Annotated in this window: 22 protein-coding genes; 19 read left to right on the forward strand and 3 right to left on the reverse strand. The window is 47.3% G+C overall.

The genetic code is table 11. The annotated features are described in order from the left end of the window. The first annotated feature begins 47 nt into the window (after window positions 1-47). From AC5SLM_RS12815 to AC5SLM_RS12840, 6 genes are all read left to right on the forward strand, one after another. Window positions 48-1367, forward strand: coding sequence for an AsmA family protein (locus AC5SLM_RS12815; RefSeq protein WP_495251362.1), 1320 nt, complete (start codon window positions 48-50; stop codon window positions 1365-1367). Between the two features lie 59 nt (window positions 1368-1426). Then, window positions 1427-1705: a ribbon-helix-helix domain-containing protein gene (locus tag AC5SLM_RS12820; RefSeq protein WP_495251363.1), complete on the forward strand. Its 279-nt coding sequence runs from the start codon at window positions 1427-1429 to the stop codon at window positions 1703-1705. Continuing rightward, window positions 1677-2003 carry a type II toxin-antitoxin system RelE/ParE family toxin gene (locus AC5SLM_RS12825; protein WP_495251364.1) on the forward strand — a complete coding sequence of 109 codons (327 nt, stop codon included), beginning with the start codon at window positions 1677-1679 and terminating at the stop codon, window positions 2001-2003. Before AC5SLM_RS12820 ends, AC5SLM_RS12825 begins: the two co-directional genes overlap by 29 nt. Window positions 2004-2280: 277 nt before the next feature. Next, window positions 2281-2496 (forward strand): RNA-binding S4 domain-containing protein, encoded by a 216-nt coding sequence (locus AC5SLM_RS12830; protein WP_495251365.1) that lies wholly within the window; start codon window positions 2281-2283, stop codon window positions 2494-2496. A 38-nt stretch (window positions 2497-2534) separates the two neighbouring features. Further along, entirely contained in the window at window positions 2535-3410 is an 876-nt protein-coding gene (locus AC5SLM_RS12835) for an ADP-polyphosphate phosphotransferase (protein ID WP_495251366.1), read from the forward strand. Window positions 3411-3718: 308 nt separating this feature from the next. Then, entirely contained in the window at window positions 3719-5299 is a 1581-nt protein-coding gene (locus AC5SLM_RS12840; RefSeq protein WP_495251367.1) for a type II toxin-antitoxin system HipA family toxin, read from the forward strand. A 49-nt stretch (window positions 5300-5348) separates the two neighbouring features. On the opposite strand, the gene hcp is transcribed toward AC5SLM_RS12840, so the two are convergent. Continuing rightward, window positions 5349-6680, reverse strand: a complete 1332-nt coding sequence (gene hcp, locus AC5SLM_RS12845) for a hydroxylamine reductase (protein ID WP_495251368.1) — start codon at window positions 6678-6680, stop codon at window positions 5349-5351. 382 nt (window positions 6681-7062) lie between these two features. On the opposite strand from hcp, the gene AC5SLM_RS12850 reads away from it, so the two are divergent. From AC5SLM_RS12850 to AC5SLM_RS12890, 9 genes are all read left to right on the forward strand, one after another. Next, window positions 7063-7506: a rhodanese-like domain-containing protein gene (locus AC5SLM_RS12850; RefSeq protein WP_495251369.1), complete on the forward strand. Its 444-nt coding sequence runs from the start codon at window positions 7063-7065 to the stop codon at window positions 7504-7506. 206 nt (window positions 7507-7712) lie between these two features. Beyond that, complete coding sequence (locus tag AC5SLM_RS12855) at window positions 7713-8156, forward strand: rhodanese-like domain-containing protein (RefSeq protein WP_495251370.1); 444 nt, start codon at window positions 7713-7715, stop codon at window positions 8154-8156. Then, window positions 8153-9220, forward strand: coding sequence for a (Fe-S)-binding protein (locus tag AC5SLM_RS12860; protein WP_495251371.1), 1068 nt, complete (start codon window positions 8153-8155; stop codon window positions 9218-9220). Before AC5SLM_RS12855 ends, AC5SLM_RS12860 begins: the two co-directional genes overlap by 4 nt. Window position 9221: 1 nt before the next feature. Further along, window positions 9222-9908, forward strand: a complete 687-nt coding sequence (locus tag AC5SLM_RS12865) for a TVP38/TMEM64 family protein (RefSeq protein WP_495251372.1) — start codon at window positions 9222-9224, stop codon at window positions 9906-9908. A 9-nt stretch (window positions 9909-9917) separates the two neighbouring features. After that, window positions 9918-12884 carry a DUF5714 domain-containing protein gene (locus AC5SLM_RS12870; protein ID WP_495251373.1) on the forward strand — a complete coding sequence of 989 codons (2967 nt, stop codon included), beginning with the start codon at window positions 9918-9920 and terminating at the stop codon, window positions 12882-12884. Next, entirely contained in the window at window positions 12869-13021 is a 153-nt protein-coding gene (locus AC5SLM_RS12875) for a DUF2180 family protein (protein ID WP_495251374.1), read from the forward strand. Before AC5SLM_RS12870 ends, AC5SLM_RS12875 begins: the two co-directional genes overlap by 16 nt. Continuing rightward, window positions 12957-13796, forward strand: coding sequence for an ABC transporter substrate-binding protein (locus tag AC5SLM_RS12880; protein ID WP_495251382.1), 840 nt, complete (start codon window positions 12957-12959; stop codon window positions 13794-13796). The genes AC5SLM_RS12875 and AC5SLM_RS12880 overlap by 65 nt, the downstream gene beginning before the upstream one ends. Continuing rightward, a complete protein-coding gene (locus AC5SLM_RS12885; RefSeq protein WP_495251375.1) occupies window positions 13786-14571 on the forward strand; it encodes an ABC transporter permease in 786 nt (261 codons plus the stop codon). Before AC5SLM_RS12880 ends, AC5SLM_RS12885 begins: the two co-directional genes overlap by 11 nt. Next, window positions 14558-15319, forward strand: coding sequence for an ABC transporter ATP-binding protein (locus AC5SLM_RS12890; RefSeq protein ID WP_495251376.1), 762 nt, complete (start codon window positions 14558-14560; stop codon window positions 15317-15319). Before AC5SLM_RS12885 ends, AC5SLM_RS12890 begins: the two co-directional genes overlap by 14 nt. Here AC5SLM_RS12890 and AC5SLM_RS12895 read toward each other — a convergent pair. Then, entirely contained in the window at window positions 15297-15728 is a 432-nt protein-coding gene (locus tag AC5SLM_RS12895) for a C-GCAxxG-C-C family protein (protein ID WP_495251377.1), read from the reverse strand. The two genes, AC5SLM_RS12890 and AC5SLM_RS12895, sit on opposite strands and share 23 nt — an antisense overlap. A 174-nt stretch (window positions 15729-15902) precedes the next feature. Here AC5SLM_RS12895 and AC5SLM_RS12900 point away from each other — a divergent pair, with 174 nt between their 5' ends. From AC5SLM_RS12900 to AC5SLM_RS12910, 3 genes are all read left to right on the forward strand, one after another. Then, a complete protein-coding gene (locus AC5SLM_RS12900; RefSeq protein ID WP_495251383.1) occupies window positions 15903-18380 on the forward strand; it encodes a glycosyltransferase family 2 protein in 2478 nt (825 codons plus the stop codon). Between the two features lie 272 nt (window positions 18381-18652). Next, the gene (locus tag AC5SLM_RS12905) at window positions 18653-20788 is read left to right on the forward strand and encodes a methyl-accepting chemotaxis protein (RefSeq protein ID WP_495251378.1); all 2136 of its coding nucleotides are present in this window, start codon (window positions 18653-18655) and stop codon (window positions 20786-20788) included. Between the two features lie 390 nt (window positions 20789-21178). Continuing rightward, window positions 21179-21322, forward strand: coding sequence for a hypothetical protein (locus AC5SLM_RS12910; protein WP_495251379.1), 144 nt, complete (start codon window positions 21179-21181; stop codon window positions 21320-21322). 59 nt (window positions 21323-21381) lie between these two features. On the opposite strand, the gene AC5SLM_RS12915 is transcribed toward AC5SLM_RS12910, so the two are convergent. Further along, window positions 21382-23553 carry a TonB-dependent receptor domain-containing protein gene (locus AC5SLM_RS12915; protein WP_495251380.1) on the reverse strand — a complete coding sequence of 724 codons (2172 nt, stop codon included), beginning with the start codon at window positions 23551-23553 and terminating at the stop codon, window positions 21382-21384. A gap of 327 nt (window positions 23554-23880) precedes the next feature. Between AC5SLM_RS12915 and AC5SLM_RS12920 the strand changes: the two genes are divergently transcribed. Continuing rightward, the gene (locus tag AC5SLM_RS12920) at window positions 23881-24318 is read left to right on the forward strand and encodes a GNAT family N-acetyltransferase (protein ID WP_495251381.1); all 438 of its coding nucleotides are present in this window, start codon (window positions 23881-23883) and stop codon (window positions 24316-24318) included. The last annotated feature ends 368 nt before the right edge of the window (window positions 24319-24686 follow it).

The raw sequence follows: 24686 nt of genomic DNA on the forward strand, positions 1-24686 counted from the left end.
TTGCCGCTCCTTGGTATAATGCTATACTTTTTGTCCAAGGAACGTTAATGCGTAAAATTCTCATAGGTCTAGCCGCTTTTTTGGCCGTAGCCATCACTGGCCTTGTGGTTGCTGTGATGGTGGTGGATTTGAACGAATACAAGCAACCTCTTGAAGCTAGCATCAAGGATGCTTCGGGGTATGATGTGCGTATCGAAGGGGACATCAAGCTCTCTTTGATGCCTTTTGGGGTGAGCGCGAGAGACATTCGCGCAAGTCAAGAGGGCAATGTCGCAAAAGTTCGAGAGTTTGCGATTGCTTTGAGGCTGTTTCCCTTGCTCTTTAAAGAGGTTAAGGTGGATTATCTGACCTTGAAAGAGGCGGAAGTGAGCATCCGACAAGAAACGCAGGGCAAGCCAAGCACCCAAGTGACCATGGAAAACGTGAACATGACCATCACGGACATACTTTATGACGGCACCAAGCAAGGAGTGGGAGCTTTGGCTTTTTTGGCCAAGGGAAGCATCAAAAAAGTAAACCATGAAGCATACAACCTTTACAACATCGATGTGGCGGCAAGCCTAAAAGAGGGACTTTTGGACATCTCTCAGATGGACTATACGGTTTTTGATTCTAGGGCTAAAGGGAGCGCGACAGTAGATTTGAACCTAGCGACGCCAAAGGTGCACTTAAGGGAGCACATTCCTCAGCTAAAGTTGGCGCATTTTTCTAAAGAAGTGTTGGAAAATGACCTTTTAGAGGGCACTGTAGACATGCAAATCAATCTTGATTTTCTCGCGGGAACGCAAAAACAGGTGCGCCAAAGCCTTGAGGGAAGCGTGGTTTTTGAGGGCAAAAATGTGGGCATCAAAGGGTACGATTTGGACAAAATCCTCTCGGGATATGAAGGCACGCAAAACGTCGGGCTCATGGATGTAGGCTCTTTCTTGGTGGCAGGACCGTTGGGTTTTATGCTTTCAAGTTCCGCAAAAGGGGCTAGGGCGTACGAAGGGATGAAGGGCGGCGTAACGGCCATTAAACATTTACATGTAAAGGTTCCCTTGGCAAAAGGCATCGCAACCCTCGAAGATGTGGCGATGTCCACGGGCAAAAACCGTGTAGCTACTAAAGGCAAGATTGACATGGTCAATGAGCGCTTTTTGGGTGTGCGCTTTGGGATTTTAGAAAAAAACGGATGTGCCAAATACGAACAAGAAATCCAAGGCGCGCTTTCTAAACCAAGCATCAAAGTAACGCAAACCACGCTCAACACGGTGGTAAACATGGCCTCATCGCTTTTTGGAAAAGTAACAGACGTGGCTAGGCTACCCAAAAACGAAGGAGCTTGCCAGCCTTTTTACGAAGGCCAAGTGGCGCATCCTTTGTAGGTGTTCTTGACTTTCGTATATCAAGTATATATAATATTGTCAAACAAAAGGAGGTCAAGGTGCACAGTTTAAAACAGCTAGAAAAGCAACAAGTCGGACTGAGATTGCCTGCGTATCTTGTGGATGAGATGGATGAATTTACGAAGCAATTCGCGCTCAACAGAACAGACATCATCACCGAAGCGATCAAATCTTACCTAGTAGCGCAAAAAGAAAAGATGTTTTACGAAGGCTTTGACAGTGCGTGCAAAGAAGTGGCGCAGATGCAAAAAGGCGAACTCAAAGAGGGTACACTAAGCGAGCTAATCGATGAACTTAACCATAATTCCAACGCCTAATTTTATCAAGTCCGTCAAAAAACTTGCCAAAAAGTACAAACGCATAACCCAAGACCTCGAAATACTACAACATGAACTTACCCAAGAAACCTACACGGCGGTGGATTTAGGGAATCATTGCTTCAAAATAAGACTCGCAAACGCCTCCATCCCCACAGGAAAAAGCGGCGGATTTAGGGTGGTTTTTTTCAAAAAAATAGCGCAAAAAATCTATCTTTTGGAGATATATTCAAAAACAGAACTAGAGAATATCAGTGATGAAAAATTGGTGAAGATACTGAGGGAAAACGGGCTGTAGGGCGGTTTTTGGCGATACTGCAAGACCAAACAAAGAAAACACAAGCCTGCTGATTTTATATGTATTAGTGGAAAACAGGGGCAGGCTACTTTTCAAAATCAAAACAACCCTTATCTAGTCTCATTAAAAATCCAAAGTCTCATTTATTTACACCCAGCGATTATAGCAAAAACAATCAGAAGTTTTGGAGCAAACAGGGAAAATATGAACCTGCCTTTTCATCCTTACATGTAAAGATGAATTCGGATAGTATTAGCCATAAATATAAGGAACGAAAATGAAATTTGAATTAGAAGATGAGTTCATAGAGTTGTTTAAACTCCTTAAAGTTACGGGAGTTGCGGAGAGTGGCGCACAAGCTAAGATGCTCATCGAGGAGGAACAGGTGAAACGAAACGGTGAAGTGGAGCTTAGAAAACGCGCTAAAATTGTCGCTGGCGAAGTGATTGAAGTGAATGATGAGACGATAGAAGTTGAAAGTGCTTTAAAATAGCCCCATTTAGACTTTACATGTAAGGACAAAGATGAATCATGAAACTAAAAACAGAAGATTTTCTCGTGCAAGAGGGCGAAAAGGTTGACCTTAAAAAGTCCCCCACCCTTGTTAAACCCTATTACAAAGACAAAGAAGAGTACGAAGATGCGCTCAAAGAGGGCGTAAAAGAGTTAAGCGACTTGCAAGAACTGCTCTACGCGTCCAATAAATATGCCGTACTGTTGATCTTTCAAGCCATGGACGCGGCGGGAAAAGATGGTGTGATACGCCATGTTCTCTCAGGCATTAATCCCCAAGGCTGTCAGGTTTTTAGCTTCAAACACCCCGTTGCCGCTGAACTTGAGCATGATTTTCTCTGGCGCACAACGTGTGTTCTTCCAGCGCGTGGAAAGATAGGCGTTTTTAACCGTTCCTATTATGAAGAAGTGCTCATTGTTCGTGTTCATCCTGAAATATTGCAAGGTCAAGGACTTCCCGATAGTGTACTTGATGAAGAGACGGTCTGGAAAGAGAGGTACCGCTCCATCATGGATTTGGAAAACCATCTCCACCGTAACGGCACAAAAATCATCAAATTTTTCCTCCATCTCTCCAAAGATGAGCAGAAAAAACGCTTTCTTGATCGCATCGACAAACCCAATAAAAACTGGAAATTTAGCCTCGCAGATCTGGAAGAGCGAAAATACTGGAAACAGTACATGCATGCCTACGAGTCCTGCCTTGGCGCAACCAGCACCAAACATGCCCCATGGTACATCGTGCCCGCAGACGACAAAAAAAATGCGCGTCTCATCATTTCAAATATTCTTTTGGATACGTTTAAGGCGCTCGATATGCATTACCCTGAAACGGATGAGAAACGTCAAGAGGAGTTAAAAGGGATTCGCCAGAGGTTGGTTGAAGAGGAGTAGATATGGTCAAAAAGTTCTTTTCAATAAAAGATACAATAATGTAATTTTATTTCTTACATGTAAAGATTTACGCAGGTTTTTTAAACAGTAAAGAAAAAGAGAGGAGTTAAACTTTTAACTTTCAGCATAAAGTTTAGACAAAAGAGAAGCCTCTTTACATGTAAAGAAAACTCACTATGCATTTGACTCAAAAATCACTTCAAGTTTATCGCGACACATATTCAGTATATTTTAATATTAATAACTCTATGATTTGCATTAACTTAAATATAACTAAATATATGTCGCAATAACCTTAAGGATAAAATATGAAGATAAAAAGAGAGTATATCGATATTTTAAAACTATTTATTGACAAAAAAACCAACCTATCCTTAAGTGAAATAATAAGCAATTTTAAATACAAAATTGAGCCAAGAACGTTACAAAGGCACATCAAAGCGTTAATCACTTTAAGAAGAGTTGTCTCTTATGGCAGTGCTTCAAGCACGACCTATAGACTTCGCTCTCCTGAAGAAATCATGGACTTTTTTGCCTATGTGTACAAGAACAAAAGATACGCTGGCGTTGTTGGGTTTTCGGCATCTTTGGAAAAGTTTATATTTTCCTACGATGTTCATTATCTTTTTTCTGAGCCCATCGAAATCATTCCAACATTGGATACTCCTTTTGCACTTATGGAATCTGTAGAGTTATTTCCCGTATTTGAAGAGTTGTTGCCAGAGGGGATAGACAGGCAAGCGTTGGAATACCAAGAAAAAACATCTTCTCCTATTGCATTATTGTTAGCGCTTGAACAAAATGTGGGAGATTTGTCATTTTCAAAAGAGAAGAGTGTTTTAACGCCCAATAGCGATGTCGGTATTTTTTACCATACGCACAAAAAAGAGATTTTGGGCAGCCACGACTTTCCCAATGTGCTAGCACTGGATATTAAAATCGATAAGGAAAAATTGTTTATCAAAGATATAGCCAAAGCAACGCAACCCTCTGTTCAATTTGGCTTATCGGGGCAACAACACAAAATGCACATTATCATGGATGAGGCAAATAAAATCTTGCGAGAACCACACATGAGTGAGCCAACATATTATTTTATCAAGCCATACAACAAAGATTATACCGATCCTACTTTACAAAAATATCTTCCCTATTTGTCGGTAAATGAACACTTGCACATGAGTTTTGCGAAAAATGAATTGGGCTTTGATGTGCCATGGTCTGCTATCATCAAAGATGGAGAAGATTGGCATTACATCGTCAAACGATTTGACAAGTACCAAAATAGCGTTTTTGCCAAAACCAATGTCTCTTCTTTGATGGGACTCAATAGCGAAACGAGATACGATACTTCAACTGAAAAAATGGCGCAAAGGGTCGCCAAAGAGCTTTTAGATAAAAAGGAGCGGTTGATTTTTTTACACTATCTTTTTTATTCACTTTTAATTGTCCATGAAGATATGCACACAAAAAATTTAAGCATCATGCACACCAAAAACCGTTCGTTTATGTCGCCACTTTACGATGTTGCAACAACGGCTATTTATGATTCATGTTATGGGTATGAATCACATTTAACGATCAATGGCAAACAGCAAAACATTAGACCCAACGATTTTAAAGTGATTTGTCAAAAATTGGATGTCTCTTTTTCAGATTTTTTAAGACGGGCCAAAGAGATGGCTTTGATCTATGCCGATAAAATGCCGCACTACATAGAGCGCCTCAAACTATTGGGGTCAATGCCTTTTTTTACGCGTAAACCCATAAGCTCTTATTCTAAAGATAAAAGAGCATTAAAAGAGGAAATGGAATTTTCGGATATTTTGGAAAAGAAATTTTTTGAACGCGTAGAGAAATTAAAAGAGTTTGGTTGGCTGGTCGTTTAAAGAAATAGAGAAAGCCCCTTGAGGCTTCCTCATCTTTACATGTAAAGATTTACGCAGTTTTCTTAATGAGAAGATTCTCCATGTCGCTTTCCACATCGCCCGTGAGGTGCAAGTTGAAGTGTTCTTGCAAGAAGGCGAAGATGTCGTCGTTCACAAATTGTGGCGGTTTTGGGCCGAGGTAGATGTTTTGGATGCCGATGCTAAAGAGGGCAAGGAGCACGAGTACGGCTTTTTGTTCCATCCAGCTTAGTACGATGGAGATAGGCAGGTCATTGACGGGCGTGTTGAGTGCTTGCGATACGGCGAGGGCGATGTGGATGCCACCTACGCTGTCGTTGCACTGGCCAAGGTCGAGGTAGCGGGGGATGTTTGTGCCAGCAATAGTGCCAAAGTCGATGTCGTTAAAGCGGAACTTCCCACAGCTTGAGGTGATGATGACACAATCTTCTGGCAAGTTTTTGGCAAATTCGCGGTAGTACTCGCCCCCTTTTCCCGGTGCGTCGCATCCTGCGATGACAAAGAACTGGCGGATTTTTCCTGCGGCTACGGCTTCAAGAATCTGCGGTGCCAACGAGAGGATAGTTTTGTAGTGGTGACCTGTTTGCAAGGTTTCATCACTCTCAAATCCTGTCACATCAGGCAGTGCTAAGGTCTGGGCGATGACGTCCGTGAAGTCGTCGTTGATGATTTTCTTGCCCTCTTCGATGCCCACAATAGAGTAGGTGTAGAGGCGGTCAACGTACGTGGAGCTTTTCTTTGGCGGCACGATGCAGTTGGTGTTGACGATGATGGTGCTGTTCCATTTTTCAAAGAGTGTCGTCTGGTCAAACCATGCCTTGCCGATGTTGCCTTTGAGGTGGGCGTATTTGCGCAGTTCTGGGTAGCCGTGTGCGGGGAGCATTTCGGAGTGGGTGTAGATGTTGATGCCCTTGTCTTTGGTGGCCTCTAAAAGTTTTTGGAGCATGTCGAGGTTGTGACCGCTCACCAAGATAGCCTTGCCCTCAGCCTTGTTTTGGGGCACGGTGACAGGCGTTGGCACGCCAAGGTGGCCCGTGTGTGCGTCGCTTAAGATGTTCATCATCTCGATGCCCGCTGTGCCTATCTTCATGAGTTGCGCGATGTGCTCGTCGAAGTTAAAGTTGCTGTTGGTGAGGGTGAAATACAAGGTTTCAGCCAGTACGTCGTCCACGACTTTGGTGTTAGCGCCCAACTGGTCGGCGTGGGTACGGTAAGCGCTTAAGCCTTTGAGCCCGTAAATCATGATGTCTTGCAGTTTAGCCAGATTGGCATCTTTGCCACACGTACCGATTTCTTGGCCTTTGGCACCGCATCCGTTAATGGCGCTCATTGAGCATTGGTCACAAAACATAGAGTAAGACAAATTATCTCCTTTTTCATTAGAGTTCTTGCAGAACTTTTGATACGCTTTTAGGGCAAAGCCCCAAAAGCTACGCTAACGCTGAGTTCTCCTCAGCGGAGGGCTCGCGCACCCTTGGTGCTTCCCCTTCTTGCAAACACATGTTTACAAGAAGCTAAAAGTTGTCGGCATGGTACCAAGGGCGGGCGGGAAAAGCATTGATTGATTTCAATCAAGGGGTAAAAAAATATTTACTATTTAATGAAACATTAAGACCATCTTCTTTACAATACCGCCACATGCAATGCAGGCTTAAGTTTAAGCGACCATCTTATGCGACCCCTTTCTGCTTCTGTGGTCATCCCCCCTTTTTTCTTTACATGTAAACCCATTTTTAGGAGTACTTATGCAGTTTCGTTTGGTGATGGCAACAGTGTTGCTTGGCCTCGTGTTAGTAGGGTGTGGCGGCAAAAAAGCGGCGTACAATTACATCGATGCCCCCGAAGTGGCGCAACTGGTGCGTGAAGGCGGTGCAGTGGCGCTTGTGGACATCCAAGTGGAGGAAGATTTTAATGAAGAGCACCTCAAAGGGGCGATCCCTACTTACGCATTTCCGGTAAATACCGCCGAAGAAGTAGGGCGCTTGGTAGCTATCATGGGGCAGATTCAGCCTGAAGACAAAGTGGTCATTGTGTGTCCAAAAGGTGGCGGTGGCGCGGAGCGCGCAGTAGATGTCATGGTGAAAAACGGTATACCAAAGACGCGCGTGTTCATCTTGACCGACGGGCAGTATGGATGGCCAAGAGACAAGATAAACGATATTTTAGTGCAAGATGATACGTACAAATAAAAAAGAACAAATGTGACAAAAGAGTGGTAAATTGTGCTTTACCACTTTTAATCAACATATAAGGACACGCACTTTATAATTCGCCATTCATGTACAGGCTCAAGGTTTGAGCGTACAACAGGCAGCATGCTACTTCACGTACCATCTCCCCTCTTTTTTGACGTTGTACATCCCCCTTACATGTAAACACTTTTTTAGGAGTTTTCATGAAAATGCTTCGCACTGTAGCGGTAGCTTTAGGTTTGTTGGTGGTGCTAAACAGCACTTTGTTTGGGTTTTTTGGTGGTAAATACAACTACATCACAGCAGAAGAAACAGCAGCGTTGATGCGTACGGCGCCTGAGTCACTCGTCATTGTTGACATCCAAGAAAAACCTGGCTTTGACAAAGAACACCTCAAAGGTGCCGTAGATACCTACGCATACCCTGTCAAAACAGATGCAGAAAAAGCAGCCCTTGCCGCCGTGCTTCCTTCTATCAAGCCTGGACAAAAAGTGATCATCGTGTGCCCACGTGGCGGTGGCGGAGCGGATCGTGCTTATGATTTTTACCTTGAAAATGGCATCAGCAAAGACCAACTTTTCACCCTCAAGGGTGGCCAAGAAAAATGGCCTCGCACTAAAATCAGCGACGTGCTTGTGCAACAATGAACCCCTCCATTGAGTGCATCGACTGTAAAGCGTGCATGAAAGGGTGTTTGATGATGGGGGAGTTTACGGACTCTCCCAAAACACTCCTTGAAACCATCCAAGAATCTCCCGCAAGTGTGGCCTTCTCCTGCGCGGCCTGTGGGTATTGCGCCCATGTGTGTCCTAAAGACATCAGCATAGAAGAGTATTTTGGTAAGCGCAAAGTGGAACTTGCCCCTACGGAGCTAAAAAACTTCGGCTACCGTGCGGTGCTGTTTCACCAAGTGTTGAGCTTTTCAAAACCCTTTACCACTGTCAAAAAATTCCGCGCCAACAACTACTCCAACATGGCCTTCATGCCCGGATGTGCCCTGAGCTCGTACTCGCCCGACTTGGTGCGCTCCATCATCGCTCATTTGCAAGAAAAGCGCCCTGGCATCAACGTGCTCATGCAGTGTTGTGGCAAGCCCATGCGCGTGGTGGGCGACATGGAGCGCTTTGAGGGGTATTACAGTTTGCTTGAGCGCGACATCGCGAGGCTTGGAGTAGACACCGTTGTCACTGCGTGTGAAAACTGCTACATGAGCCTCAAAACCCTCTCGCCTCATGTTAAAACCGTCTCTTTGTACGAGGTGTTGGCAGAAGCAGGTGTGCCCCAGCGAGACTTTAGCGATGCCAAGCCCGTGGCCTTACACGACCCCTGTCCCACGCGCCTTGAAAAGCCGTTGCACGAAGCGGTACGTAAAATTTTGCGTACTATCAAACTCCCTTTTGAGGAGTTTAAATTTAACCGCGACAAAACCCAGTGTTGTGGAAGCGGCGGGATGCTAGCCCTCACCAACCCTAAACTCGCCCGTGAACAGATGGTCGGCCGCGCCCACCAAACCCAGTGCGAGACCATCGTGAGCTACTGCCAAGAGTGTTGCCACTCCATGTCACGCGGCGGCAAAAACGGCGTGCATTTGCTGGACTTGCTCTTTGATGAGACCGTTTCCAAAACCCTCACGCAGCCAAAACACAGTACACTTGCTTCTTGGATAAACCGCTACAAAACCAAACGTATGATTGCTTCTTTGAAGGGATAATGTGAAGAAAAAACTCCTCCTTCTTGCCCTCGTGGTGGGACTTATTGTGCTCGTGAAAGCCCTTGGGCTTGATGCTTACGTTTCTTTTGAAATGCTCAAAGCCAAGCGTGAAACCTTACTCGTCTTTGTGCAAGAACATTACCTCTTAAGCGCCCTTGGCCTCATGGGTTTGTACGCGGTATCTGTGGCACTCATGTTTCCTATTGCGACAGTGTTTTCGCTAGCGGCGGGCTTTATGTTTGGCGCGTTTTTTGGCCTTATTTTTGCCGTCCTTGGCGCAACCCTTGGGGCGGTGGCGAGTTTTTACGTGGCGCGTTTTGTGCTTGGAGAAAGTTTGCAAGCAAAATACGTCAAGGAATTGGCCAAATTTAACGCCGAACTAGAGCGCGACGGATACAGTTACCTTTTTGCGTTGCGGCTCATCCCTGTGTTTCCGTTTTTCTTGGTCAACCTCTTTTGCGGCCTGACACGCATCGATATTAAAACCTTTTTTATCACCACGTTTATTGGCATCATCCCCGGTGGATTTGCCTACACGTACGCGGGAAGCCAGCTTTCACGCATCGACGCCTTGGGGGACATTTTCACCCAAGAGATGGCCTTGGTGCTCGTACTTTTTGGCTTGTTAGCCCTTTTGCCTGTGGTGGTGAAAAAAATCAAAGCCTTTCGGGCAAAATCCTCAACGTGAGCGTGTAGTATGTGGAAACGGTTTGCTTACGAAAACACCCCTGTGTATGTGCACACCCAAAGTGCCCATTGGTTTGTGCCAAGCCCCAAGGCCGATGAAGCCCTATGTTTAGGCCAAGAGAGCGAAACTCTTCAAGCCTTACGCGCGCGCATTGGCACGCCAAATCCTGCGGTCTACGCACCCAAAAAAGAAGTGAAGGTGGGCTTGCAAGAGTTTTGGATTCACCTCACTAATCGCTGTAACCTTACATGTACACACTGCTTGTTTAGCTCCAGTCCTACCGAAAAAGACACCCTGACCCTCGCCATGCTCTTGCCTTTAGTGGAGGAAGCGTACGCTCTTGGCGCGCGCCTTTTTGTGTTAAGCGGCGGCGAACCTACGGTGCATCCTGAGTTTAACGCGTTAGTAGAAGCGATTTTGGCGTTTAAAGAGACGGAAGTGGCGGTACTCACCAACGGTTTATTGCTCGAAAAAACCCTTACATGTAAGGACCACCCCAAAGCACGCGTGCATTTTCAAATCAGTCTGGACGGGCTTCCTAAAGCCCACGAAGCCATTCGCGGTAAAGGGAGTTTTGCGAAACTAGAGCGCAATCTGGCGTGGCTTAAAAATGCGGGCTACCCTTACTCCCTTTCTTTGTGTTTGCACCCACTAAACGTACACGAAACCCCTGAAGTGGTACGCCTTGCTAAGAGCCTTGGAGCAAACCACGTGCATTTCATGTGGCCTTTTTCCAGAGGGCGCGCCCAAGAAGAACCGCTCATGGACGAAGAAGTCCTCTTTGATGCCCTCGTGCGCGCTTGCGCCCAAGCGGAAAAAGAAGGGGTTATCATCGACAACCTTGAAGCTCTTAAAACTCAAATCTTTGCCCCTTCTGGCACGGTGCACGATGGGTCAAGCTCAGGGCGCACCGCTTTGGCGTACGATGGCAACTTTTACCCCAGTGCCGCCATGGTCGGCGAAAAGGCACTACGCATGGAAGGGCGAAGCATCGCCGAAGCCTTGCAAAGTTCTGTGGCTAAGGCCATCCGTGAAAGTTCTGTTGTTAACCTTGCCACTCCCTTGCGCTTTTTGCTTGGCGGGGGCGATTTTGACCACAGTTTTGCCCACGCGGGTACGTTCATGGGCGATGACCCATATGAACGTGTGATGGAAAAACTCGCCCTCAGGCTCATCGTCCAAGCGGCCAAAGAAAGCCCCGTGGAAGGCGTCGGGTTGCAACTGGAAATGGGTGAGATTCTCTACAGTTGCGGAGCCAATGAGGGCGTAGCGTGTGTGCATTCCAATTGCCTTGTGGCCACGGGCGAGAGCGCGTCTTTGCGCCTTGTGAAGGACTTTTACCACGACGCGGCCTTGGAAGACAAAGAAGACATCCTTAACCCCGTGTGCTACGAAGAGCAGTACTTAGCCCACATCCCCAAGCCCTTGCGCTTTCGAGGGTACGGGTGCGGAAGCCCCATTTTAGACGCCTCTTTGCGTGAGGGTGAAGCCATGCTAGATTTGGGCTCTGGGCGTGGCGTGGAGTGTTTTATCGCCGCAAAACTGGTGGGAAAGAGTGGCAGGGTACGCGGGGTAGACATGCTTGATTCCATGCTTAGCATCGCTACCGATGGCGCTAAAGCGGTGGCCCAAAACCTTGGCTTTGCGAACCTTTCTTTTACTAAAGGCTATTTAGAATCTCTCCCAGAACCCAGCCAAAGCTATGACGTAGTGACCTCAAACTGCGTGCTCAACCTCTCTTCCCACAAGCGCAAACTTTTTGGGGAGATTTTTCGGGTGCTTAAAAATGGCGGCAGGTTGGTGGTCTCGGATGTGGTGTGCGACGAAGAACCTAGTGCCAGTATTCGCAACGACAGTAAACTCAGCGGCGAGTGCATCGGCGGGGCGCTTACCATCACCCATTTACTTGGCTTGTTGCAAGAGAGCGGTTTTGAAAACGTGCGCTTGCTTAAACGCTTTTTTTACCGCCAAGTCCAAGGCCACAGTTTTTATTCGCTCACTTTTGAGGCCCACAAGCCCCAAACAAGTCCCCTGCAAACCGTGATGTACCAAGGCCCCTTGGCGCGCCTTGTGCTGGAAGAGGGCACCGTGCTTTTAAAGGGTGTAAAAGCCAACATTCCCGCCCACTATGCCAAGGCGTTGGAGAGTGAACTGTTTATTTTTGATGGTTCGGGCAACGTGGCCAACCAAGAAGGCCAAGGGTGTGCGTGCGCCGTGCCTCCCGAAAAACAAAAACCTACTGGGCTTAGCTTGGCCCCCGCTAAGAGCACTCCAAGTTTTAGCCTCGCCAAAAAAGCGGCCAACTGCATGGTGTGCGGCGAGGGGTTGGTGTACAGCCAAGTCTCCCAAGAAAACCGCTGTTATTATTGCGGAAAAACCGTGCAAACCAGCGTTACATGTAAAGAAAATCACTTTGTGTGCGACACCTGCCACGCCAAAGAAGCGCTAGAGGTCATCGAACACATTTGCGACCATTCTACCGAAACGGACATGCTAGCCTTGTATGAAACTATCCGCAAGCACCCAAGCGTGCCAAAACACGGCCCCGAACACCACGCCATGGTACCTGCTATCATTGTGACCGCCTTTAAAAACAGCGGTGGGGAAGTGGCGCAAGATGCCTTACATGTAGCGATTACGCGTGGAGCAAGTGTGATGGGCGGCGCGTGCGGGTTTTTGGGATTGTGCGGCGCGGCAAGTGGGGTGGGCATCGGGTTTGCCATCGCCCTTGGCGCATCGCCTGTGAAAGCCCAAAGCAGGCAACTGGCCCAGCAAGCCACCCACGCCGTGTTAGGAGAAATCGCCACCTACGAAGCGGCGCGGTGTTGTAATCGCGAAGTGTGGACAGCCCTTACCATCGCCGCCAAGCTCTCCGAAACATTCTTACATGTAAAGCTTGAAGCCGCGGCTCTGAGTAAATGCGACCAAAAAAAGTTTAACCAGTACTGCTACGGCAAGCAGTGTCCTATTTTTTAACAAAGGAAAACAATGCGGAGTGTGTTGGGAGTGTTTTTGTGTGTGGTGTTGGGGTGTGCAAAACCCATCACCATCGCCTATCAAGACCGCATTGGGGATGGGGTGATGCTTGTGGCGGTGGCCAAAGGGTTTTTTGAAGCCCAAGGTGTACATGTAAAACCCAAACGCTTTGCCAGTGGCCCTGCAAGCAGTGAGGCGCTGTTGTTTGGAGATGCGGATTTTGCCACCATGGGAGACACCGCCGCGCTCATTGCCTTGGGCAAATACTGTCCAAAAGTACAAGTGCTCATGCCCCTTGGCGGGGGTGAAGAGCGCCACTGGGTAGTGGTATCAAAGGCTTCTGGGGCTACGGGTCTGGAGGAGTTGCAAGGGAAAAGAGTCGCGGTAAAATTTGGCACGTCAACCCACGGAGGGTTGTTGCTAAAAACCCAAAGCCTTGGCCTTTTTTTGGACAAGGAGATGATGGACCTGGCTCCTTCGTTGATGGCTACAGCACTGGCAAGCGGTGAGGTGGACGCGGTGGTGGCTAGCGAGCCCACCCCTTCGGTGCTAGTGGAAAGAGGCTTGGGAAAACGCCTGATGAGCCTTGGTGGCACGGGCAATACTTACCCGCTTTTGCTTATGGCCAAAGAGCGCAGTCTCAAAGAACACGCCAAAGCCCTGCCTGCACTCAAAGAAGCTTTGGCGCAAAGCGCGGCGTTTATAGCCGCGTTTCCTGATGAGACGGCTCAAGTACTTTCTGCTGCTACAGGACTTTCACTAGAAGCCACCACGCAAGCGATGGCGTACCATTTTTACCGCGTTGGTTGGGAAGAAGCGGACCTGAAAAGCCTTGAAGCCTTGGGGGAGTTTTTAGTCGCGCAGGGCACCCTAGGGCGTATGCCGCCACTAAGAGGGTGCGTTGCGCCTTAACGCTTTACTCGGGCCTCTTGCGGGAGTTACGCTTTTTTTAGGTGTGTGGTACCTTTTGGGTTGGATGGTGGAGTGGACGCGCGGGATTCCCTTTCCTCTGCCTCCAGCGGTGTTTGAGCGGTTTTGGCACTTTTTGCAAGGGGATTTGCTCTACCAATCACCCGTGTGGGAACATTTTTGGATGAGTTTAAAGCGTTGGGGCATGGGCTATGGCATAGCGCTTGTATTGGGCTTTGGGCTAGGGGTGCTTTGCGGAAAAGTGTCGTGGTTGTATCGGGCGGGGATGCAAGTGGGCGGGGTGTTGCAACTCATGCCTGGCCTTGCGTGGATTCCCTTTGCGATGTTACTTTTTGGGATTGGTGAAAAAGCGACGGTGTTTATGATTGTCATCACTGCTTTTGGGCCTGTGTTTGTGCATACAGCTTCAAGCGTACGCCAGTTTCCCCAACACCATTTGCAAATGGCGCGCATGTTAAACCTCTCGCGGATGCGCACCTTGGGAATGGTGGTTTTGCCCGCTCTTGCCCCTTCGTTGCTGTTGGGGATGCGCATGGGACTTGCGGTGGGCTGGCGAGTGCTCATCGCGGCGGAAATGGTGGTGGGCAGTAGTGTGGGACTAGGGTATGCCATCATCCAGTCGCGGTGGTCGCTGGATTTTGAAGCGGCGTTTATTGCCATTGGATTGATTTGTCTGGTGGGGATTGTAAGTAAAAAATACCTCTTTGGCTACGTTGAACGTCTGTTACATGTAAGGATGGGCAGTGCGAGAGTTTGAACTCCAAGGGCTGAGTAAAGCGTACAATCTCCCTCAAGAACAACGCTGTGTGGTGGCGTTACAGCGGATTGATTTTTCCATGGACGTGGGAGAATTTGTCTCTATTGTAGGGCCAAGCGGGTGCGGAAAGTCTACCTTGTTGCGGTTACTTGCGGGCTTTGAGCAAAAGAGCGACGGCGTGGTGTTGCACCGTGGTGTGCCAGTGGACGGCCCAAGCTATCGGCGCAGTTTTATTCCCCAAGATTCGGGTCTTTTCCCGTGGTTAAGCATCGAAGAGAACGTCATGTTGCCCTTACATGTAAAGAGCTTTTCCCCTTCTCAAAAGCGCGAAAAAGCTTATGCGTGCATGGAGCGAGCAGGCATCGCTTCCTTTGCTAAGGCGTATCCGTGGCAGCTTTCTGGGGGAATGAAACAACGTGCAGCACTAGCGCGCGCTGTGGCGATGGAGTCCCATGTGGTCTTGATGGACGAGCCTTTTTCGGCCCTTGATGAGGCCAGTAGGGAGGCGATGGACGAAGCGATGCTGGGCTTTTTTAGAGAAAACAATATGAGTGTGGTGATGGTGACCCATGCCATTCGTGAAGCGTTGTTGCTTTCTGATAGAGTGGTGGTGATGGCAGGCCAGCCGGGGCGGATTTTCTCCACACTCACGCCCCCGCTACCCAAAGCCTCGCGGCACCATGCCTTGGAGATTAGCACTATGCACGAGGCTATTTTAGAAACCCTTAAAGGGGCTGTGCGGGGTTGAGTAGGTGTTCTAACTCTTCGGTGACGTACTTGACGTAGAGGGAGCATTGGTTGGTGAAACAGCCTTTGGCTTTGAATTTCTCGCCCGCATCGGGGGCGTTGAGGGAAAAGCCAAGGAGCGTTGAACAGCCCGTGGAGCCAAAGGTGGCTTGAAATCCCTCTATGAGGGTTTTGACTTCTGTGCTTAGGGTTTCAGACTCATGGCGCGCGCCTTTGCCTTTGGCGAGGGAAAGGGCAAGCACGCCGCCGCTTAAGGCTCCACACATCCCCTCAGTACAGGAGAGCCCACTCCCAAACGCCGAAGCTACGGCGGTAGCTGCGGGGTTTTTGGTGGCGGCAAGGACGACCGATTCGGCGCAGTTATAGCCTTCTTGAAAATGTTTCAACGCTTCTTCTTGGGTGCTGGTCATGAAAAATCCTTTGGTTTATTTGGCGTATTGTAACAGCAATTGGGACAACGCACAAGACCCCGTAAAAATCCCTAAAATGTGCTATGATTGCACTCCTAGACCACCCAAGGAACACCCCTGAGATACCTCTTTTTCGCCCTTATTTTGGCTGTATTGTTTCAAACATTTTTTTGGATGACCCATGACCGCGAAGTGGTGGTGGTGCATGCTTCCCCTGAGCGCATTCAGTCCCTTTCGTACACACCTTATGGGGGCAATGATAAAACCCTTCTCTCCCGCGCCAAAATCGCCCAAGACATGTCACTCGTCGCCACCTACGCAGACAATGTGCGCACCTACGCCACCCAAGATGCCATGGCGGTGCTTGAAGCCATTGGCCATACGCCATTGACTATTGATTTGGGATTGTGGCTTAGCGAAGATTACGAAGAAAATTATGTGGAGTTTCAGCGAGCATTGTACCTGTTGCAACGTTACCCCCATCGGATTCGCTCCGTCATCGTGGGCAACGAAACCCTCTTGCGTAAAGACTTGCGCCCTGAAGAGCTCATAGGCTACATCTTCCTTGTCTCTCAAGCAACCGACAAACCTGTCACCACGGCAGAAGTGTGGCACACGTGGGAGGAAGTTCCGTGGCTAGCGCAGCATGTGGATTATGTCACGGTGCATATTTTGCCCTATTGGGAAAAGGTGCCTGTGGAGAAGTTCAACGCTTTTGTGGAGGAAAAATACGCGCTCATGGAAAGGCTGTTTCCTAACACCTCCCTTGCCATCGGCGAGACGGGGTGGCCAAGCCACGGGTACAACAACAAAAAAGCGGTTCCAAGCCTGAAAAACCAAGCCATCGCCGTGCGTTCGTTTTTGAACCTTGCTAAAGAAAAAGCGTGGACGTACAACATCATCGAAGCCTTTGACCAACCGTGGAAAGGTGCGGACGAGGGCAATGTTGGGCAGTATTGGGGCATTTTTGATTCCCAGCGTGGGTTGAAGTTTAGCTTGGATGAAGAGATTCTTCAGCTTGATAAACACTGGAAATACCAGATGATGGCGGCGGTGTTGATTGGGGTGTTGTTGACCCTCTTTGGCCTAAAAAACCAACGCCTCAACATCAACCATGCCCTAGCGTACGCGGTGACGGCTCAGGGGATGGCCTTTGGTATTGTCATGGCGGCAACGTATCCGTTTGTGAATTACATGAACGGAGGCATGTGGGTGATGTGGGGCATGGGAACGATGCTCATGATTCCTTTGGTGGTCATCACGCTGGCTAAGGCCAACGAGCTCTTTGGCTGTTCCATCGGTGAGCCGCCAACGCGGTTGATTCCTTTGGATTTGACCTCTCAAAATGCGCCTTTGGTGTCCATCCATGTGCCTGCGTACAAAGAACAACCCCACGTGCTTGAAGAGACCCTGCGCGCGCTGTCGCAACTGCGGTACCCCAACTTTGAAGTACTCGTCATCATCAACAATACGCCCGAAGAGCATTACTGGAAGCCTGTTGAAGCGTTGTGTCAAGAGCTTGGGGAGCGGTTTGTGTTTTTAAACATTACATGTACGGGGTTCAAAGCGGGCGCGCTCAATCGGGCGTTGGAGTTTACCCACCCCGAGGCGGAGATTATTGCGGTGATTGACGCGGATTATGTGGTGAGGTCGCCGTGGCTAGTGGATTTGGTGCCCTTGTTTGACAACCCAAAGGTGGCCATCGTCCAAGCGCCCCAAGACCACCGCGACGGGGATGAGAGCATCGTCAAAGCAGCTATGAACGCCGAATACGCAGGGTTTTTTGACATCGGGATGATTGACCGTAACGAGGAAAACGCCATTGTCGTGCACGGCACCATGGTGATGGTACGCCGCAGTGCCATGATGGAAGTGGGCGGTTGGGGCACAGACACCATCGTCGAAGACAGTGAGTTAGGACTTCGGCTTTTTGAGGCGGGCTATGTGGCCCACTACACCAACCGCCGTTATGGCTACGGGCTCTTGCCTGACACCATCGAAGCCTTTAAAACCCAGCGCCACCGTTGGGCGTATGGGGCGATTCAGATTTTGAAAAAACACTGGCGCGAATTTAAGCCCTCAGCCACCTCGCTCACCCCCTCTCAAAAGCACAAGTTTGCCACAGGGTGGTTCTTTTGGCTTAGCGATGCCATGGGGCCGCTCATGGCCATGATGAATATTTTATGGGTGCCAGTGATTTTATTTGTGGGGGTGACCATCCCGACCATCGCCCTGACGATTCCTATCATCACGGCGTTTTTGGTGAACATCTTGCATACGTTCATCCTCTACCGTTTGCGGGTAAAGACGAGCTTTAAAAACACGCTCCTTAGTGCCATCGCCTCCATGAGTTTGCAACTCATCATCTTCAAAGCCGTGTACGACGGATTTGTGAAAGACAGCTTGCCCTTTAAACGCACGGAAAAAGGCGGCAACAGCAAAAAACGCACTCAAAACCCCGTCAAATACGAGATGGTACTAGGAGCCGCCTTGGTGGTTTCCTGCGCGGCACTCGTGGTGCACAACACTAGTGGCATCACCGAAATCTACGTCTACGCGACCACCCTTGCCATCCAAAGCATCCCTTACCTCTCCGCAGTGGTGATGTGGGGGCTGGAGAAGCGTTCTTTACATGTAGTTGTAAAAGCGTGAGAAAAAAGTAGGCGACGCAATAGGTTTTTTTACCTAAAATGCTTTACATGTAAAGCGTAAAAGGCGAAATAAAACCATAAAAAGTAGCCTCTTTTTTCTCTTTTTCCCCATTTTTCCCTTTTATATTTTATCTTAGAAAATAATCCTCAGTGCCCTATGTTATGGACTTATACAGTCCATTGACTTTGAATGAATTTTCATCTAGAATAGTTTAATTAATTGTATATTTTTATATACAATTAACAACAAAGAGGGGTTGGAAGGGGTGTATGATGCTATTTAAGTCGATTCAAACGAAGATCGTTGTGATAGCTGGGCTTTGCTTGGTTTTAGCAGTTACCCTATTGGTGGGGTATGGGTTGTTTTCATCTAAAAGCACACAAGATGTCGTCTCTAAGGAGGTTTCTTCTTTGTTGACGGAGCTCAACATGGAGAGACTGCAAAATTTAGCAGGTGAGCAAAGTGGTACCATTCAGTCCGAATTGGAGTTGGCGTTGAATGCTGCACGTACGATGGCTAACACCTTTGAAGTGAGTAAACAGAAAGATGGTGAAGGCGCTTTGGACATTGGCCGCGATCAGCTCAATGCGGTGCTTCTTAATGTATTAAAACATAACACGAGCTTTAATGGTACCTACTCCTGTTGGGAGCCAAATGCAATCGATGGGATGGATGAGAACTTCCGTGTAGACAAAGACGGCAATAATCCGACTACTGGGCGTTTTACGCCTTATTGGACACGTGATAATAAAGGCAACATTGCCGTTCAGCCTTTAGTCGAGTATGACACCTACGACAAGCATCCTAACGGTGTTCTAAAAGGAGGCTGGTATATTACCCCGCGTGAACAGAATAAAGAGAGTGTGCTTGGCCCTTTACCGTATATCGTACAAGGGAAGCAAGTATTCTTAGCAACCATGTCTGTGCCAATTACTGTCAATGGTAAATTCTATGGTGTTGCAGGGGCGGATTATAACTTAGATTTTGTTCAGCAAATTGCCAAAAAAGTTGATGCAGAGTTGTTTGATGCGCATGGACAAGTGTCCATCATTGCTGATAATGGTCTGTTGGTAGCCCAGAGCGAGAATGCTGCTATGATTGGGGGTCATTTTAAACAAGTGATGCCTAAAGGTTGGGAAGAGATTTATGCAGCGATTCAAGCAGGTAAAGCGTTCGTTCGCATCAACGCTGATAGTGGCATGATAGAAACGGTTGCGCCCATCCAGCTGGGACAGACGGGCAAACCCTGGGCGGTTTTGATTCAAGTGCCACGGGACATTATATTGGCAAAAGCGTTGGTGCTGGATAAAGATATGAGCGATCGACTTTACGATAATGCTTCGTTGCAAGTTGTCGTTGGTTTTATCGTTGCTTTACTGGCTATTATTGCAATCTATTTTCTTACCACCAGTATTATTGCCAAACCTCTTTTAAACCTTAAAGAAACTGCCCATGATTTGGCAACGGGTGATGGTGATTTAACCAAAAAATTAGCCATTAAAAATCAAGATGAAATTGGTGATGCTTCCCATGAGATTAACCAATTTATCGATAAAGTTCACTCAACCATCAAATTAGCAAAAGAGACCAGTTCTGAAAATGCATCGATTGCGCATGAGCTCTCAGCGACAACCCTGCAAGTGGGCAAACGTGTGGAAGACTCTTCAGTCATCATTTCTCAAGCCACACACATGTCAAGCGAGACCAAACAAGAAATTGTCTCTTCCGTCAATGAAGCAAAAGCTTCAAAAGAAGAGATTGTTAAGGCAAATAATGAACTCCAAAGCGCTCGTAAGTTCCTTCAAAAACTGGGACAGCGTGTTCAAGAGAGCGCGCAAACAGAGCAAGAACTTGCACAAAAAATCCAACAACTTAACTCTGATGCCGACCAAGTTAAAAATGTTCTTACCGTCATCGGCGATATTGCTGATCAAACAAACCTTCTAGCACTCAATGCTGCCATCGAAGCTGCACGTGCAGGAGAGCACGGACGTGGTTTTGCAGTCGTTGCCGATGAAGTACGCACCTTAGCAGAGCGCACCCAAAAAAGTTTGGTTGAAATCAACGCAACCATTAATGTCATTGTTCAAGCTATCACGGACAGCTCAGAGAGGATGAATGTTAATTCAGCACAAATCCAAGAATTAAACGTGCTCGCGGGGGATGTGGAAAGCAAACTGGATAACACTGTTTCTATGATGAATGTTGCAACCAAACTCAATGAAAAAACGGTTAACGACTACATCCAAACAGGTGAAAAAATCGATACCATCGTTTCCAAAATCGAAGAAATCAATACGTTAGCAACGCAAAATACCAGAAGTGTGGAAGAAATCGCAGGGGCGAGTGAGCACCTCAATACCCTTACCGAAAAACTCAACACCATTCTCAATCAATTTAGAACATAAGTTAAAGCCCTATTTTAGGGCTTTAACCACTTGATTTTCGTGCCACATAATCCATCAGTTTTGTTGAAAAAAAGCGTTTAAGCCATGTGCCATTTAGCACTGGCTACTTTTTATTTACATGTAAAAGATTTATTGTCTCATTCTTTAAGAGTAACCTCGTTCTTTTCCTCTCTTGACGCGTTTTAGATAAAATTTTAGGGGGCTTAACTTTTCTAGCTTATGACATCCTATTTCTTCTCTATTATTTACTCTTTTTGATGTATTTTGAGTCTTTACATGTAAGCCTTTAAAAGTATAAAAAGGCTTACATGTAAAGATCTTTTTGTCTTCAAATTTACAAAAAGTTTAAAGTTTAGCCCTGACCCCTTTTTTCCCTTGCTAGGGGCTGCCTTGGTGGTTTCCTGCGCGGCACTTGTGGTGCACAACACTAGTGGCATCACCGAAATCTATGTCTACGCGACCATCCTTGCCATCCAAAGCATCCCCTACCTCTCTGCAGTGGTGATGTGGGGGTTGGAGAAGCGCTCTTCGTAGAAGCTGCCCACGCTTTACATGTAAAGCGTGGGCAGGGTTTCTTTCATTTTTACAAAAACCTAATACTGCAAACCAAAGGTCAGCATAAAACTCCGAGGTGCCCCAGGGTGATAGGTCGAGGTGCCCGTGTTGTAGTCACTCGCGTTAATGACTGAAACATAGCGTTTATTGAAGAGGTTGTTAACTTCAAGGGCCGTTTTTAACGTAGCATTTTTAAAAATATTTTTCTGGGTGTGGCTTACGCGAAGGTTGCTAAGCCAAGCTTCGTCGATAGATTCGGTGTTGGTGGCGTTGCCATAACGTTTGCCAAGGTATTGCACCGTAGGCGTGATTTCGATGCTGCCTATTTTGTAGATTACGCCCGCCTTTGCCATCCACTTGGGGGTGTCGACGAGTTGTTTATCTTTGGTGTTCATGCCTAAGATATTTTCATCGTAGGTAAAGTGGGTGTAGGTGGGGTTGAGAAAAAGCGTTAGGTCTTCTTTGGCATACACCATCAATTCCACCTCTGCACCGTAGCTTGTTCCCTTGCCTACGCTTTGTTGGTAGCTAAGTGTAGGGTCAAGGGTGTTGACAATAGTGGTGAGTAAGTTTTTGTGCTTTGCGTAAAAAAGGGCAGGGGAGAGGTCAAAATATTCGCCACTAAAGCGCACCCCGATGTCAAAAGTGTCTGATTCTTCGATGTCATAGCCATTAAAAAGGTCTTGGGCGGTGACGCCGATGGCTTGAAAAGCGGCACGGTTGTTTTGGTAGTAGTTTACCAAAGGCATGTAAGAGTAAGGGCGAATGAAGTTTTTGCCGTAATTGGCGTAAACTTGCCACGAAGCATCAAGGTCATAAGCAAGCCCTACTGTGGGAAGCCAAATGGTGTGGCTTTTGCTTTGGCGGTCTAAATCAGGCGCCCTTACAAGCTCAAAGCTTGGCCCTGGCGTGGTGTAACCCAAACTACTGGAGTCTTTAAATTCAAAATACTTTAGCCCTGTTTGCCATTTGAATTTTCCCTCTTCTCCTGAGAGTTTAACGTGAGGACTGTGGATGTAGGTCGTGCCTGTGGTTGCCATGACGCCGTAGCCTTGGTAGACACCTGTTGTGGTGTAAAGCTGGGAGAAGACGTTCATGTCGGATTGTTCATAGTGGTACCCAAGAGTTGCTTTGGTGTTTCCAAAGGTGGCGGTAAGCTCAGCAATGGCTCCGTAGCGCTCGATGTCTCGGGTGCGTTTTTGAATGCGTCCGCCTTGTTTAGTGATGCCCTCAAAAATTTCTGAATCTTCTTTGGAAAAATAAGGCTTCAGGGTAAATTCCAAGCGTTCGCTAAATTGATGGTTAAACACGGCAAGCAAATCATCGTTTTCGTAGGTTCCTTTGTTGAAATCGTAGTAGTAAATGTCCTCAGAAGCGGCTCCCGTGAGCGCCGTGTTGAACTCTTTTTTAAAGTTCTTTGCCTGCACATCGGCGTAGGAAAGGGCGCTGTAGAGGTGTTGTTTTTGCTTGTTGTGGTTGTACCAAAGCTTTACTGAGCTTGCATCGCCAAGGGGTTGAACGAGGTTGATGTTGATGTTGGTTTTGGGTCCAAGGTCTCCTTCGCCGCGCCATTTTTCACCTTTTGCATAAGAGACGGAGCCAGAAACTCTGGTGTCAAATGGTCCAAAGGCGCCACTATCAAGGCGAAAATAGGTGCGTGAAAGGGAGTCACTTCCAAAGGTCTGAGAAAGTGAAGCACTTGGGGTTGTATGGGCCCATTTGGGTCGCACATTGATGGCGCCACCGCGAGAGCCCACGCCTGTGCCAATATCTGCGGGAACACCGCCTTTGTAGATGGCGATGCTCTCCACGTTTTCCATATCATAAAGATAATCCCTTGGCCCAATGGGATTGCCGCCATAGTTTGGCACTCCCTCAACCGTTAGTGCGCCCATAGATGAGCGTACGCCCCGTATGCGCACACTGCCTTGTTCAATTGCCAAGCCACTAGCATCTGGGTTTTCTGTGTTAACACCTGCGGAGAGGTTGAGTGTTTCGTAGACGCTAGTTGCCGCTTTTGCCCCTTGGAGTTCTATCCCTTTTTGGGTGATTTCACTTCCTGTGTACACTGTTTCATTGGCTTGTTTTGTAGGGGTGATGATGCGCTCCCCCTCAACCACGATGCCCTCCAACTCTACCGCACACGCCACCGTAGCCATCACCGCTACTAAACTGCAGGCCAAAAGCCTTTTTTGTCCACAATGTTTCAACACACACTCCTTTTCATACGAATTTTATAATCGTACTACTATAGCCTTCGGTTACTTTAATACTGTTTAAAATTAAGTAATATTTAAGGTATACGAAATGGGCAATGGTACTATTTACAGTCATGCCAAGTAATAAAAAATTAACTTTTTTAGAGGTTTGCAACTTCTGGAGTCTTACATGTAAGGCAGGAGCAAAGAGTGATATTTTTAAAAAAAAATCAAAAGAATAGCACAGCATTTTTTAGGCTTTATAAGTGTAGATGTGTTAGTGTTTTGACCATCAGAATTTAGCAAAATCAGGGAAAATACCGCTTTTGAGGAATTGTCATGGATGTGGAGTTTGCAAAAAAGAGTGACTTGGTGGACATTTTGAAACTTTACGAAGAGTTGCATCCAGAAGAAGCGCCTGTGGGTATCGCGCAAGCGCAATCTATCTGGGAAAAAGCAAGTGCGAGGGACTTTCAAAAGCACATCATCGTTAAAGAAAAAGGTGAAATCATTGGGACATGCGTTGTTTCTATCGTGCCAAATTTTACACGGGGTGGTAGGTCGTTTGCTGTCATTGAAAACGTGATTACAGCCCAAAAACACCGAAGAAAAGGGGTTGGAAGAACGATGCTAGATTACGCGCTCGAATACGCCCAAAAGCAAAACTGCTACAAAGCCGTCTTGATGAGCGCAAACAAACGCGAAGAAGCCCACCTTTTTTACGAGCGTATCGGGTTTGATGGTGCTTCCAAAAAAGGGTTTGAATACAGGTTTTAACTGTATGGCGATTTATCGGATAATTCGGAGCATTTAAAATGTGGAAGAGGATGATTTCATATCTTTGAAGACAATTGTTCCCTCAGGGCAAATGAACAAAAATGCAATGTTCTAATGCACTAATCCACGGCCAATAAAATAAAATTGAACAAGTGAGAACGAGTGCAAAAAGCAGGTCCTTTTTTATCTAAATGCTTTACATGTAAAGCATAAAGGCGGGGCTGAAATATGAAAATCAGCCTGTCGCCACCGTGCCCTAAGTCATAAGTTTTAAGTCATTCAACTTTGCAAGCATGCTCTCATCCCATAAAATATACGCTCTTGCGCCGGTTGATTTTGTGGTTCCGCCCGCTTGTTTTCCTTCTTGC

Source organism: Sulfurospirillum sp. HTRB-L1 (genome assembly GCF_059415125.1).

Excerpts from the sequence above, each read along its gene's own strand:
- AC5SLM_RS12815 (WP_495251362.1), top strand. The coding sequence starts at position 48 with ATGCGTAAAATTCTCATAGGTCTAGCCGCTTTTTTGGCCGTAGCCATC.
- AC5SLM_RS12825 (WP_495251364.1), top strand. The coding sequence starts at position 1,677 with ATGAACTTAACCATAATTCCAACGCCTAATTTTATCAAGTCCGTCAAA.
- AC5SLM_RS12830 (WP_495251365.1), top strand. The coding sequence starts at position 2,281 with ATGAAATTTGAATTAGAAGATGAGTTCATAGAGTTGTTTAAACTCCTT.
- AC5SLM_RS12835 (WP_495251366.1), top strand. The coding sequence starts at position 2,535 with ATGAAACTAAAAACAGAAGATTTTCTCGTGCAAGAGGGCGAAAAGGTT.
- AC5SLM_RS12840 (WP_495251367.1), top strand. The coding sequence starts at position 3,719 with ATGAAGATAAAAAGAGAGTATATCGATATTTTAAAACTATTTATTGAC.
- AC5SLM_RS12850 (WP_495251369.1), top strand. The coding sequence starts at position 7,063 with ATGCAGTTTCGTTTGGTGATGGCAACAGTGTTGCTTGGCCTCGTGTTA.
- AC5SLM_RS12855 (WP_495251370.1), top strand. The coding sequence starts at position 7,713 with ATGAAAATGCTTCGCACTGTAGCGGTAGCTTTAGGTTTGTTGGTGGTG.
- AC5SLM_RS12860 (WP_495251371.1), top strand. The coding sequence starts at position 8,153 with ATGAACCCCTCCATTGAGTGCATCGACTGTAAAGCGTGCATGAAAGGG.
- AC5SLM_RS12870 (WP_495251373.1), top strand. The coding sequence starts at position 9,918 with ATGTGGAAACGGTTTGCTTACGAAAACACCCCTGTGTATGTGCACACC.
- AC5SLM_RS12895 (WP_495251377.1), bottom strand. The coding sequence starts at position 15,728 with ATGACCAGCACCCAAGAAGAAGCGTTGAAACATTTTCAAGAAGGCTAT.
- AC5SLM_RS12900 (WP_495251383.1), top strand. The coding sequence starts at position 15,903 with ATGACCCATGACCGCGAAGTGGTGGTGGTGCATGCTTCCCCTGAGCGC.
- AC5SLM_RS12905 (WP_495251378.1), top strand. The coding sequence starts at position 18,653 with ATGCTATTTAAGTCGATTCAAACGAAGATCGTTGTGATAGCTGGGCTT.
- AC5SLM_RS12920 (WP_495251381.1), top strand. The coding sequence starts at position 23,881 with ATGGATGTGGAGTTTGCAAAAAAGAGTGACTTGGTGGACATTTTGAAA.